Origin of the sequence: Pseudomonas sp. B111, assembly GCF_026428275.1 — a bacterium.
Lineage (GTDB): Bacteria > Pseudomonadota > Gammaproteobacteria > Pseudomonadales > Pseudomonadaceae > Pseudomonas > Pseudomonas aeruginosa.
Window position 1 is genome coordinate 4,513,905 of the sequence record NZ_CP097857.1, and the last position, 12,873, is coordinate 4,526,777.

Genomic DNA, 12,873 nt, shown 5'->3' on the forward strand with positions numbered 1-12,873 from the left:
ACTCAGGGCGAGACGCCGCCGAGCAACTGTTCGGCCAGCGCCGAGCCCTCGCGCAGGCGACGGTCGTTGCCGATGCGGCGGGTCAGGCCGATGCGGTCGAAGTGCTCGAGGATCTGGATGCTGCGCTTGCGGCCGATGCCCAGGCGGTCGCGGAATTCCGCCGGGCGGATCAGCCCGGCGGGGTCGCGGACCTGCACGGCGATCTCGGCCAATTGACGCAGGGTGGCTTCCGGGTAGAACAGGTCGCGCACCACCTGCTGCAACTGGCCCAGGCGCGCCAGCTTGCGCAGCAGGTTGCGCATGGCGGCTTCGTCCTGGCGCAGCTCGCGGGCCAGGTCGCGAACCCAGGGCGGGTCGTAGCGGCCGGCTTCGAGCAGCGGCCAGAGGCGCGCGCGCAGTTGCTCCTCGCTATCGCTCAGGCGCACTTCGTGGCCGGGCAGGTGCAGCCAGGGCCCGCTGCTGTGCACATCGCCGCCGGCCAGGGCGGCGTCGAGCAGGGCGATGAACACCGGCCGCTCCAGCTGCGGCAGGGCGTAGCGACGCAGGCGGTCGCGGTCGGGACCGAGTTCGTCCGGTAGCTCTTCGTGGAAGCGCCGCAGGCCGGCGAGCAGTTGCTCGACCAGGGCGAACCAGCGCTCCCCGGCGAACAACCGGGGGCCGAGGCGGGTCTGCACCTCGACCACCTCTTCCGGCAGCCGCCAGTGCTCGCGCGGGCGGTTGAAGGATTGCACCAGGCGTTGCGGGTCGAGGCCGTTCTCGGCCGCGCCGAGCAAGGTCGGCAGCGCCTCCTCCAGGCTTTCCTGGCGCAGCGCCTGAAGCTGTGCCAGACGTGCCGGCGTTCGTCGGTTGCGCGCCGGCGCGGCGCCGTCGAGCACCCGCCCGCCGCCAAGGGTGCGCTGCGCCGACTGGTCGCGCAGCACCAGGCGGTCGCCGTGCAGGGCCTGGATCGGCGCGTTCAGCACCAGTTGGGCGAAGGCGCGGTGGCCAGGCTCCAGTTGTTCGCCTTCGAGCAGGGCCAGGCGTCCGGTGACGTCCTGGGTGCCCAGGTGCAGGTGCACCGGGGTCCAGTGGGTGAAGTCGCGAAGTTCGTCGGGCAACAGGCGGAAGTCGATGTCGACCCGCGTGGTCGGCGCGTGCAGCGCTGCCTGCAGCAGCCAGTCGCCGCGCTGGATCTGTTCCAGCGCAAGGCGCTCGCCGGCGATGTTCAAGGCCACGCGCTGGCCGGCCCAGGCCTGTTGCGCGGGCCGGTTCTGCGCGTGCAGGCCGCGCACCCGTACCGGCCGTCCGGCGTTGCCGAGGAGCAGTTCGTCGCCCACCGCGACCTGTCCGGAGAAGGCCGTGCCGGTGACCACGATGCCGCTGCCGGCGACGCTGAAGGCCCGGTCCACCGCCAGGCGGAAGTATCCCTCGCGGCTACGCTCGCGGACTTCGCCGGCGAGCCCGCCGAGTGCTTCGCGCAACGCCGCGACGCCCTCCCCGGTGCTGCTGGAGAGCGGGAAGATCGGCGAGCGCGCCAGCGGTCCGGAGGCCAGCAGGTGTTCGACCTGGGTCTGCACCTGTTGCACCCGCTGCGGCTCGACCCGGTCGATCTTGGTCAGCGCCACCAGCGCCCGGCGGATACCGAGCAGTTCGACGATCGCCAGGTGCTCGCGGGTCTGCGGCATCAGGCCGTCGTCGGCGGCCACCACCAGCAGCACGCAATCGATGCCGCTGGCGCCGGCCAGCATGTTGTGGACGAAGCGCTCGTGGCCGGGCACGTCGATGAAGCCGGTGGGGCTGCCGTCGCCAAGGTCGGCGTAGAGGTAGCCCAGGTCGATGGTGATCCCGCGTTGGCGCTCGGCCGGGCGGCGGTCGCCCTCGATGCCGGTGAGGGCGCGCAGCAGCGAGGTCTTACCGTGGTCGATGTGCCCGGCGGTGCCGACGATCACGACAGCTCGCTCCGCAGTCGCGGCAACTGGGCGAGGAACGCCGGCTCGTCGTCGAGCTGGCGCAGGTCGAGCCAGAGGGCGTCGTCGTCGAGCCGACCGATCACCGGCAGCGGCAGCCCGCGCAGGGCTTCCTCGAGGTTGCGCAGGGCGCGTCCGCGCAGGCGCCTGGGCTGCTGCGGACGCAGGCACAGCGCGGCGCTGGCCAGCCGCGCCACCGGCTGCGCGCCGCTGCCGATCATGCCCAGGGCGTCGACCGCGGCGACCTCCCAGCCCTCGCCGAGTGCCTCGCCCAGCGCCGGCGCCAGGCGCTCGGCCTGGGCGCGGATCTCCGCCGCCGGGCGGCTGAGCAGGCGCAGGGTGGTCAGGCGTTCGGCGAGGCGGTCCGGATCGCGGTACAGGCCGAGCACCGCCTCGAGGGCGGCGAGGGTCAGCTTGTCGACGCGCAGGGCGCGCTTGAGCGGGTTCTTCTTGATCCGCCCGATCAGTTCGCGGTTGCCGAGGATCAGCCCGGCCTGGGGCCCGCCGAGCAATTTGTCGCCGCTGAAGGTAACGATGTCGGCGCCGTCGGCCAGGGCTTCCTGCACCGTCGGTTCCTTGGGCAAGCCCCAGCGGGTCAGGTCCACCAGGGTGCCGCTGCCGAGGTCTTCCAGCAGCGGCAGGCCGTGGCCATGGGCGATGGCCGCCAGTTGCGCGGTGGGCACGCTGGAGGTGAAGCCCTGGACGCTGTAGTTGCTGGTATGCACGCGCATCAGCAGGCCGCTGCGCGGGCCGATGGCGGCTTCGTAGTCCCTGGCGTGGGTGCGGTTGGTGGTGCCCACCTCGTGCAAGCGCACGCCGGCGCGGGCCATGATGTCGGGAATGCGGAAGGCACCGCCGATCTCGATCAGCTCGCCGCGCGAGATGATCCCTTCCTTGCGCGCCCCCAGGCTGTTCAGCGCCAGCAGCACCGCCGCCGCGTTGTTGTTGACCACGGTGACTGCCTCGGCGCCGGTGAGTTCGCGGATCAGCCCGGCGATCAGGTCGTCGCGGTCGCCGCGCTTGCCGCTGGCCAGGTCGAACTCCAGGTTCAGCGGGTAGCGCGCGGCCAGGGTGATCGCCTCGATGGCCTCGTCCGGCAGCAGGGCGCGGCCGAGGTTGGTATGCAACACCGTGCCGGTCAGGTTGAACACCCGCCGCACGCGGCTGGCATGCTGCGCGGCGAGGCGTTCGCCGGCGCGCCCGGCGAGCACCGCCTCGCTCAGTTCGATCTCGGCGAGGGCACCGCGTCGGGCCGGCTCGCGCAGTTCGTCGAGCAGGTCGCGGAGGGTCGCCAGCAACGCCTCGCGGCCGTAGCGCTGGTGCAGGGGAGCGGCCGCCGCGCTGCGCAGCAGGCGGTCGACCGAAGGCAAGCGAACGGAACTCATGGAGAAACCTTATCCACAGGGTAGGGTCACCGACACGCCCATCATAGACGCGTCGGCGCATGCCCGCAGCGTCTTCGGCTATTCGCCGCCGGGGGCCAGCAACAGGTTCGGCGAACGCCGCAGGTAGCCGTCCTCGGCCAGGCGCATGTCCAGCGCCAGGCTGGCCAGGTCGTCGGCAAGGGCATCAGCGTGGCGGTCGAACTCCAGGTAGAACTGCTTCAGGTAGCCCTGGCAACTGGGGCAGGTCTCGGCGCGCAGCACGGCTTTTTCCGCCGGCTGCCCGTCATGCTCCAGGGACAGGTAGGCCAGGTGCTTGCTTTCCTCGCAGTGGCTGCACTTGATTCGCACGTAGTGCCATTCGCAGGCGCACAGCGAGCAGCTCAGGTAGCGCAGACCGGTTTCCTTGCCGCCCTGGCGGATCATCCCGGCCATCGGCGGCGAGCCGCAGGCGGGGCACAGGGTCCGGCTCTCGGTCTCGACCACCGCGCCCTCCTCCAGTCCCAGCAGCCAATGGCTCCAGGCTACTTGCAGGGCGGCGCCGAGGAACGGCACCAGGGCCGCCGGCAGGAGGTCGAACTGACCGCTGAGCAGGGCGATGGCCCAGGCCTTGCGCTGGCCTTCGTCGGCTTCGCGCAATTGTTCGAGTGCCGCGCCGACGGCGGCGTTGGCCGGTGCCGGGTAGCCCGCGAGCAGGGCATCCAGCCAGGGCAACCAGGCGCCTTCGCGCACCAGCAGGTCGTAGGCCAGCGGCGGCATGCCGTGCTCGCGGCTCTTGCGCAGGCGCTCGGGGTCGAGCGGGGCCAGGGCCGGCGGGTTGTCCAGCAGCGCCTGCTGGAGCCGGCAGAGACCGGCGACCAGCCGCAGGTAGTCGCCCATCGGGTGCCCCTCGGCCAGTTGCAGCAGGCGCTCGCCGCGGCGGGCGAACAGGTCGCGCGACGGCTGGTGCAGGTGCGGGGGAATGTTGGCGGCGGCTTCGATCTGCCCCGGCTGAAGAATGGTGCGTGACACGGGAACTCCTCGGGTCTGCGCCGGCGGGCCGGTGGGCCGCGCCGCAACGATCGGGCGCCCGGAGGGGCGCGGAATGAATGCAAAGGCCCCATCGCTGGGGCCTCCGGTCGGGCGATGGCGACACTATACGCGTCAGTGCTCCTCGCCCTTGCCGACTTCCTTCAGCCAGCCGTTATGGTGCTTGCGCGCCCAGGCGCGGCTGACCTTGCCGTAGAGCATCGCGCCCATCGAGCCCTTGACCCAGATGCCGGCGTAGATGTGCACGATGATGCTGGCGATCAGGACGAAGGCGGCGAAGGCGTGCAGGAGCGCCGACAGGCGGATCGCCTCGATGCCGAACCAGGCACTGAAGTACTGGCGCCAGATCACGATGCCGGTGACCAGCAGGGTCAGCATGCTCAGCAGCAGCACCCAGAACAACAGCTTCTGCCCGGCGTTGTAGCGGCCGACTTCCGGGAGGTTCTCCTCGCGGTTGCTGACCACGTCGCGCCACTGCTTGAGCCACTGGATATCGCTCTTCTGCACCCGGTTGTGGTGAGCGAAGCGCACCACCAGGCCGAGGAAGAAGACGAACATCGCCAGCCCCAGGAAGGGGTGCAGGATACGCGTCCAGGGACCGCCGCCGAACAGGTTGGTCAGCCAGAACAGCGCCGGGTGGAACAGCGCCAGCCCGGACAGCCCGGCCATGAAGAACAGGATCGCCACGGCCCAGTGGTTGCTGCGCTCGTTGGCGTTGTAGCGCTGGATTTCATTTTTCATTTCCGACTCCTCGAGAGCGCCGCCGCTGCCGCCGGGTCGCGGAGGACCGCCGGCAACGCCCGCGCGCAGGCTCAACGACGCTCGTGCGGGTCAAAGGTGTGTACCGACGGATCGACCTGGTGCACCGGTGCCTCGGCTTGCCCGTGGTCTTCCTCGTCGTCCGCGCGGTTGGGACCGACGCGCACATAGTGGAAGAACCCGGCGAGCACCGTGGCGCCCATGGCCAGCAGCGCCAGCGGCTTGGTCACGCCCTTCCACAGGCTGACCAGCGGGCTGACGCTCGGCTGGTCGGCCAGGCCGGCATAGAGCGACGGCTTGTCGGCGTGGTGCAGCACGTACATCACGTGGGTGCCGCCCACCCCTTCGGGGTCGTACAGGCCGGCGTTCTCGTAACCGCGGCTCTTCAGGTCGACGATGCGTTCGGCGGCGTGTTCCTTCATGTCCTCCTTGCTGCCGAAGACGATGGCGCCGGTCGGGCAGGTCTTCACGCAGGCCGGCTCCATGCCCACCGAGACGCGGTCGGAACACAGGCTGCACTTGTAGGCCTTGTGGTCCTTCTGCGAGATCCGTGGGATGTCGAACGGGCAACCGGTGATGCAATAGCCGCAACCGATGCACTTGTCCTGGTTGAAGTCGACGATGCCGTTGGCGTACTTCACGATCGCTCCCGGGCTCGGGCAGGCCTTCAGGCAGCCCGGCTCGGCGCAGTGCATGCAGCCATCCTTGCGGATCAGCCACTCGAGGTTGCCGGCCTCGTTCTCGTGCTCGGTGAAACGCATCACCGTCCACGAGTCGGCCGTCAGGTCCATGGGGTTGTCGTAGGTGCCGTGGTTGTGGCCGACCTCGTCGCGCAGCTCGTTCCATTCCGAGCAGGCGACCTGGCAGGCCTTGCAACCGATGCACTTGGACACGTCGATCAGTTTCGCCACTTCCTCCTGGTTCCGCACCGAGGGCATCGGCGTGGTGGTCGCGGAGCGGGCGTGGATGTCCTGACTACTCATGTTTCACCTCACGCCTTTTCCACGTTGACCAGGAACGACTTGAACTCCGGCGTCTGGGTATTCCCGTCGCCCACGAAGGGGGTCAGGGTGTTGGCCAGGAAGCCGTTGCGCGCCATGCCGGCGAAGCCCCAGTGGATCGGGATGCCGACGTGGTGCACGGTCTTGCCGTCCACCTGCAGCGGGCGGATGCGCTTGGTCACCACCGCCACCGCCTTGATGTAGCCGCGGTTGGAGGAGACCTTGACCTTGTCGCCGGCATTGATGCCCAGCTCCTTGGCCAGCGCCTCGCCGATCTCGACGAACTGCTCGGGCTGGGTGATCGCATTCAGCCGGCAGTGCTTGGTCCAGTAGTGGAAGTGCTCGGTGAGCCGGTAGGTGGTCGCTGCGTAGGGGAACTCGTCGGCCGTGCCGAACAGTTCCATGTCGTTCTTGAACACCCGTGCCGCCGGGTTGCTGATCGCCTTGCGGTTGTCGCGGTGCAAGGGGTTCACCCCGATCGGCGTCTCGAACGGCTCGTAGTGCTCGGGGAACGGGCCTTCGGCCATCTTGTCGACGGCGAACAGGCGGGCCACCCCTTCGGGGTTCATGATGAACGGGTTCATCCCGGCTTCCGGCGGTACGTCGGCCTTGTAGTCGGGCACGTCGGTGCCGCCCCAGGACTTGCCGTTCCACCACACCAGGCGCTTCTTCTCCGGGTCCCACGGCTTGCCGCTGACGTCGGCCGAGGCGCGGTTGTAGAGAATCCGTCGGTTCGCCGGCCAGGCCCAGGCCCAGCCGAGGGTCTGGCCCATGCCGTAGGGGTCGCTGTTGTCGCGGCGGCCCATCTGGTTGCCCTGCTGGGTCCAGGAGCCGGCGAAGATCCAGCAGCCGCTCGCCGTGCTGCCGTCGTCGCGCAGCAGGGCGAAGCCCGGCAACTGCTCGCCGGCCTTGGCCAGGATCATGCCGTTGGCCGGGTCGACCAGGTCGCTCAGGGCCTTGCCGTTGAACTCCCGGGCCAGTTCGTCCGGGCCCGGTTCGTCGGGCTTGAGGTAGGACCAGTCGAGGCCGAGGATCGGGTCGGGGAAGGCCCCGCCGTCCTTGCGGTACATCTCGCGCAGGCGGTGGAACAGCCCGGCCATGATGGCGATGTCCGGACGCGCCTGGCCCGGCGGCTCGGCGCCCTTCCAGTGCCACTGCAACCAGCGGCCGCTGTTGACGATCGAGCCGTCTTCCTCGGCGAAGCAGGAGGTGGGCAGGCGGAACACCGTGGTCTTGATGCTGGCGGTGTCGACGTCGTTGTACTCGCCGACGTTGCGCCAGAACTCCGAGGTCTCGGTCACCAGCGGGTCCATCACCACCATCCACTTCAGGCGCGCCAGCGCGGCGCCGACCTTGGCCTTGTTGGGGAACGAGGCGATGGGGTTGAAGCCCTGGCAGAAGTAACCGTTGACCTTGCCCTGGTACATCATGTCGAAGTAGCGCAGCACGTCGTAGCCGGCGCCCGGCATGTCGAGCTTGGGCAGCCAGTCGTAGCACCAGTTGTTTTCCTTGGTCGCCGACTTGCCGAACCAGGCCTTCATCAGGCTGACGTGGAACTTGCCGTAGTTCTGCCAGTAGGACAGCTGTCCCGGGCGCAGCGGCTTGGCCGTGCGCTTGGCGATGTAGGCGTCGTAGTCCTGCTCGGCGTCCATCGCCAGGGTCAGGTAGCCCGGCAGCGAGTTGGACAGCAGGCCGAGGTCGGTCAGGCCCTGGATGTTGGAGTGGCCGCGCAGGGCGTTCATGCCGCCGCCGGGCATGCCGATGTTGCCCAGCAGCAGCTGGACCATCGCGCCGGTGCGGATCATCTGCGCGCCTACCGAGTGCTGGGTCCAGCCCAGGGCGTACATGATGGTCATGACCTTGCCCGGCTTGGAGGTCTCGGCGATTTCCGCCCAGACCTTGAGCATCATGTCCTTCGGCGTACCGCAGATGTTGCTCACCACGTCCGGGGTGTAGCGGCTGTAGTGCTGCTTGAGCAGGTTGAACACGCAGCGCGGGTGGGTCAGGGTCGGGTCGACCTTGGCATAGCCGTCCTCACCGATCTCGTAGCCCCAGGAGGACTTGTCCGGGTAGGTCCGCTTCTCGGCGTCGTAGCCGTTGAACAGGCCGTCCTCGAAGCTGAAGCCTTCCTTCACGATGAACGAGACATCGGTGTAGTTGCGCACGTATTCGTGCTGGATCTTGTCGTTTTCCAGCAGGTAGTTGATCAGGCCGCCGAGGAAGGCGATGTCGGTGCCGGTCCGGATCGGCGCGTAGTAGTCGGCGACCGAGGCGGAACGGGTGAAACGCGGATCGACCACCAGCAGCCGCGCCTTGTTGTGCGCCTTGGCTTCGGTGACCCATTTGAATCCGCACGGGTGGGCTTCGGCGGCGTTGCCGCCCATGATCAGCACCAGATCGGCATTCTTGATGTCGGTCCAGTGGTTGGTCATGGCTCCACGGCCAAACGTCGGGGCAAGACTTGCCACCGTCGGGCCGTGTCAGACACGCGCCTGGTTGTCGAATCCCAGGATGCCGAGGGAGCGCATCACCTTGTGGGTGATGTAGCCGGCCTCGTTGGACGAGGCGGACGCGGCGAGGAAGCCGGTGGTCAACCAGCGGTTGACGGTCTGGCCCTGCTCGTTCTTCTCGACGAAGTTGGCGTCGCGGTCTTCCTTCATCAGCTTGGCGATGCGCTCGAGGGCTTCGTCCCACTCGATGCGCTTCCACTCGCTGGAGCCGGCCTCGCGCACTTCCGGATACTTCAGGCGGTTCGGGCTGTGGATGTAGTCCAGCAGGCCGGCGCCTTTCGGGCAGAGGGTGCCGCGGTTGACCGGATGGTCGGCGTCGCCCTCGATATGGATGATGTTCTGCGCGACGTTCTTGGCGCCGTCGCCCTGGCTGTACATGATCAGGCCGCAACCGACCGAACAGTAGGTACAGGTGTTGCGGGTCTCGACCGTGTGCGCCAGCTTGAAGTGGCGGACCTGGTCGGCGAAGGCCTCCGTGGGGGCCATCCCGAGCGCCGCAAGGCTCGATCCTCCAAGGCCTATACCGCAGACCTTGAAGAATTGCCGACGGTTCATATCCATCGTGCATCTCCTGCATCAGGCAAAGGACACCCGGGACATGGCCGGATGTCTCTGGTTAAAAGATAGCCAGCCTGGCGAGGTACGCCAGCCGGGCATGGCTACGGGGCAGCGAACCCTACACGAACGCTGGGTTTTTCTGCCTTGACCGGAGTCATTACACGGCGGCGCAAACCTTGTCCAGCAAGGTGCGCGGAATCGGGACAGGTCCGAACGCCGCGAGGCGCGCGAACAGGAGGTGATATCCAGGTGCCATTAGACCAAAGACTAATGCCGGGTCGCCTAGGGCTGCGGCGACCCGGCGAGCGGATCAGAGTCCGACGTTCCTGAGGCGATTGGCATGCTGCCGATAGACCTGGGTCGGGTCGCTCTCGAACAGGCTGACCAGGCCGAGCAACTGGTTGACTTCGTCCAGATGGTCCATCCGGAAGTTGTCCTTCACCACGCTGCCCAGGTGGCTGGAGCATTGGCCGACCAGACCGTCGTTGGCCTCGCCGAACAGCAGCCCGGTCACCGCCAGGCCGGCGGAGCTCGGGTCGAGCGCATTGGTCAGGGAGCCGGTGCCGCTCATCGAGTAGTAGCGCACCCCGGCTACCGTCTCCGCGCCCTGGCCACAGGCGCTGGCCGGGATCGCCTGCGGGAAGCGCTGGTTGAACCGCGCGGTGCCGGGAGTGTTGAGACTGTTCAGGGCAGCCAGCGCGTCGCCCTTGACCCACTCGCCGCCGTCGACGATGTCGACCACCGAGAACAGCGCCTCCACCGCCGAGGCGATCACCTCGGTGCCGATCGGCCCGAGGAACTCGCTGAAGCCGGTCACCGCGTCGGCTACCGGCGTGCCCTTGTGCGGCGTGCCCATGGTGGTGACCGAGGCCACCAGTTGCGGCGCCACCCCGGCGACGTAGCGCACGGTCATGCCGCCCTGGCTGTGGCCGATCAGGTTGACTTTCTCCGCGCCGGTCAGGGCCAGGACTTCCTCCACCTGCGCCAGTAGCTGTTCGCCGCGCACCTCGTTGCTGTTCACCGGCGACTGCGAGGTGGCGAAGACCTTCGCGCCGTCCTTCTCCAGGGCCGGCACGATAGCGTGCCAGTAGTCCACCGGGCCGACGCTCTTGAAGCCGAACAGACCGTGGGACAGCACGATGGGATAGCGCGTGCGGGTGTAGTCGGTCGCAGCGTGCACGGGAAGGCTGGCGGCCAGCGCTACCAGCGCCGCCGCGAGGAACGTCTTGTTCTTGTTCATCGTCGAGACTCCGTTCGGATTGGACAGGCAGTTGGCAAGGCACGTGCTGAGCGGGCCGGAACCCCAGCCTGACAGCGCCGCCAAAGGCGTCGAGCCGTGCTTAAGTTGGGCTCCCGGCGCACGCCATTACCCCGGGTAACAGCGCCGCCGTTCCCATTCCGCCCGCCGCGCCGCAAGTGCTGTCGGAGAGCTTTCGACGCCTGTCACCCGGGGCCACAGCGGTGCAGCGCAGCGAGCACCTATCCGATCAGCCAGTCCGCCGGCTTGACCGAAATGCCTGGCGGTTCCGGCAAGCGGGCCGCATTCGGCGGCGGCGCAACTTCCTATGGTGAAGCGTCCCTGGCTACCGGAACCGCGCCATGCGCAACCCCTACCCGCCGCTCGCCGCCGCTCCCTATCCGCACCTGCTGGCCCCGCTGGACCTGGGCTTCACCCGTCTGCGCAACCGCGTGGTGATGGGTTCGATGCACACCGGGCTGGAGGATCGCCTGTGGGACTTCGGCAAGCTCGCTGCCTACTACCGCGAGCGCGCCCGGGGCGGCGTCGGGCTGATCGTCACCGGCGGCTTCGCGCCCTGCCGCGAAGGTTGGCTGCTGCCCTTCGGCAGCAGCCTCACCAGCGCCCTGGAGGTGCCCGCCCATCGTCGCCTGACCCAGGCGGTGCATGCCGAGGGCGGCAAGATCCTGCTGCAGATCCTCCACGCCGGGCGCTATGGCTACCACCCGATGGCGGTGTCCGCCTCGCCGTTGAAGTCGCCGATCAGTTGGTTCACCCCGCGCGAACTCTCCGAGCGCGGCATCCGCAAGACCATCCGCGCCTTCGTCCGTTGCGCGCGGCTGGCCAAGGCCGCCGCCTATGACGGCGTGGAAGTGATGGGCAGCGAAGGCTACCTGCTCAACCAGTTCCTCTGCCCGCGCACCAACCGCCGCGACGACCAGTGGGGCGGCCCGCTGGAAAACCGCATGCGCCTGGCGCTGGAGATCGTCCGCGGCATCCGGCGGATCGTCGGCGAACGCTTCATCCTCTGCTATCGCCTGTCGCTGCTCGACCTGGTCGAGGGCGGCAATACCTGGGACGAAGTACGGCGCATCGCCCTGGCCCTGGAGGAAGCCGGCATCACCCTGCTCAACACCGGCATCGGCTGGCACGAGTCGCGCGTGCCGACCATCGTCACCTCGGTGCCGCGCGCGGCCTTCGCCGAGGTCAGCGCACGGCTGCGCCACGAACTGAAGGTGCCGGTGATCGCCAGCAACCGGATCAACACCCCGGAGGTCGCCGAATCCCTGCTCGCCGCCGGCAAGGCCGACCTGGTATCGATGGCCCGGCCGTTGCTGGCCGACCCGCAGTTCGTGGCCAAGGCCGGTGCCGGCCGGGCCGAGGAGATCAACACCTGCATCGCCTGCAACCAGGCCTGCCTCGATCATGCCTTCGCCAACCGCCGCGCCACCTGCCTGGTCAACCCGCGGGCGGCCTTCGAGACCGAGTTGCGCTACCGCAAGGCGCGCACGCAGAAGCGCATCGCGGTGATCGGCGCCGGCCCCGCCGGGCTCTCCGCCGCCTGCGTGGCCGCCGAGCGCGGGCATCGGGTCAGCCTGTTCGAGGCGAGCGGGGAAATCGGCGGGCAGTTCAACCTGGCCAAGCGGATTCCCGGCAAGGAAGAGTTCCGCGAAACCCTGCGCTACTTCCGCGTGCGCCTGGAACGCCTCGGCGTCGACCTGCGCCTCGGCCACCGGGTGCGCCAGGGCGAGCTGGACGGTCAGTTCGACGACGTGGTGGTGGCCACCGGCATCCAGCCACGCCGGCCAAGGATCGACGGCATCGGCGGACCGACCGTACTCAGCTACGTGGACGTGCTGCGCGGCGCGCCGGTGGGCGCGCGGGTCGCCATCGTCGGCGCCGGCGGCATCGGCTTCGACGTCGCCGCCTTCCTCGTCGCCGCACCCAGCGACGGCCAGCCGCGGGCGCTCGGCGAATGGCTCGCGGAATGGGGCGTGGACCTCGACAACAGCCAGCCCGGCGGCCTCCGCGAACCCGCTCCGACGCAGCCGGCGCGCCAGGTCTGGCTGCTCCAGCGCAAGCCCGGCGCCCCCGGCGCGCAGCTCGGCAAGACCAGCGGCTGGGTGCACCGCGCGCACCTCAGGCACAACGCCGTGCGCATGCTCGGCGGGGTGGAGTACCTGAAGATCGACGAACGCGGCTTGTTGATCCGCGTCGACGGCGAGGAACGCTGGCTGGAGGTGGACAACGTGGTGATCTGCGCCGGCCAGGAGCCGCTGCGCGAGTTGCAGATCAGCCAGGCGGCGGAAAGCCTGCGCTTCCACCTGATCGGCGGGGCGCGAGTGGCGGGGGAACTGGATGCCAAGCGGGCGATTCGCGAGGGGGCCATGCTGGCGGCACGCTTGTAGGGGGACAACGCCGCTGGCGGCATGGCGGCCGTAGGGCGAACAA

At 68.9% G+C, this 12,873-nt stretch carries 8 protein-coding genes; 1 reads left to right on the top strand and 7 read right to left on the bottom strand.

Translation table 11 applies throughout. The features are described from left to right. Positions 1 to 2 precede the first annotated feature (2 nt). The 7 genes from selB to lipC all read right to left on the bottom strand — a co-directional run bounded on the left by selB (position 3) and on the right by lipC (position 10,425). Complete coding sequence (selB, locus tag M6E97_RS21020; RefSeq protein ID WP_003457223.1) at positions 3 to 1,928, bottom strand: selenocysteine-specific translation elongation factor; 1,926 nt, start codon at positions 1,926 to 1,928, stop codon at positions 3 to 5. Further along, complete coding sequence (gene selA, locus M6E97_RS21025; RefSeq protein WP_033939355.1) at positions 1,925 to 3,331, bottom strand: L-seryl-tRNA(Sec) selenium transferase; 1,407 nt, start codon at positions 3,329 to 3,331, stop codon at positions 1,925 to 1,927. The genes selB and selA overlap by 4 nt, the downstream gene beginning before the upstream one ends. A gap of 78 nt (positions 3,332 to 3,409) precedes the next feature. After that, entirely contained in the window at positions 3,410 to 4,339 is a 930-nt protein-coding gene (fdhE, locus tag M6E97_RS21030; protein ID WP_003116089.1) for a formate dehydrogenase accessory protein FdhE, read from the bottom strand. Between the two features lie 132 nt (positions 4,340 to 4,471). Continuing rightward, a complete protein-coding gene (locus M6E97_RS21035) occupies positions 4,472 to 5,098 on the bottom strand; it encodes a formate dehydrogenase subunit gamma (RefSeq protein ID WP_003095316.1) in 627 nt (208 codons plus the stop codon). A 71-nt stretch (positions 5,099 to 5,169) separates the two neighbouring features. Further along, complete coding sequence (gene fdxH / locus M6E97_RS21040; protein WP_003106793.1) at positions 5,170 to 6,099, bottom strand: formate dehydrogenase subunit beta; 930 nt, start codon at positions 6,097 to 6,099, stop codon at positions 5,170 to 5,172. Between the two features lie 8 nt (positions 6,100 to 6,107). After that, a complete protein-coding gene (gene fdnG, locus M6E97_RS21045) occupies positions 6,108 to 9,188 on the bottom strand; it encodes a formate dehydrogenase-N subunit alpha (RefSeq protein ID WP_010895684.1) in 3,081 nt (1,026 codons plus the stop codon). A 307-nt stretch (positions 9,189 to 9,495) separates the two neighbouring features. Further along, positions 9,496 to 10,425, bottom strand: a complete 930-nt coding sequence (lipC, locus tag M6E97_RS21050; protein ID WP_031761192.1) for a lipase LipC — start codon at positions 10,423 to 10,425, stop codon at positions 9,496 to 9,498. Between the two features lie 359 nt (positions 10,426 to 10,784). On the opposite strand from lipC, the gene M6E97_RS21055 reads away from it, so the two are divergent. Further along, the gene (locus M6E97_RS21055) at positions 10,785 to 12,830 is read left to right on the top strand and encodes an NADPH-dependent 2,4-dienoyl-CoA reductase (protein ID WP_015503716.1); all 2,046 of its coding nucleotides are present in this window, start codon (positions 10,785 to 10,787) and stop codon (positions 12,828 to 12,830) included. The last annotated feature ends 43 nt before the right edge of the window (positions 12,831 to 12,873 follow it).

Excerpts from the sequence above, each read along its gene's own strand:
- selA (WP_033939355.1), bottom strand. The coding sequence starts at position 3,331 with ATGAGTTCCGTTCGCTTGCCTTCGGTCGACCGCCTGCTGCGCAGCGCG.
- M6E97_RS21035 (WP_003095316.1), bottom strand. The coding sequence starts at position 5,098 with ATGAAAAATGAAATCCAGCGCTACAACGCCAACGAGCGCAGCAACCAC.
- fdxH (WP_003106793.1), bottom strand. The coding sequence starts at position 6,099 with ATGAGTAGTCAGGACATCCACGCCCGCTCCGCGACCACCACGCCGATG.
- lipC (WP_031761192.1), bottom strand. The coding sequence starts at position 10,425 with ATGAACAAGAACAAGACGTTCCTCGCGGCGGCGCTGGTAGCGCTGGCC.
- M6E97_RS21055 (WP_015503716.1), top strand. The coding sequence starts at position 10,785 with ATGCGCAACCCCTACCCGCCGCTCGCCGCCGCTCCCTATCCGCACCTG.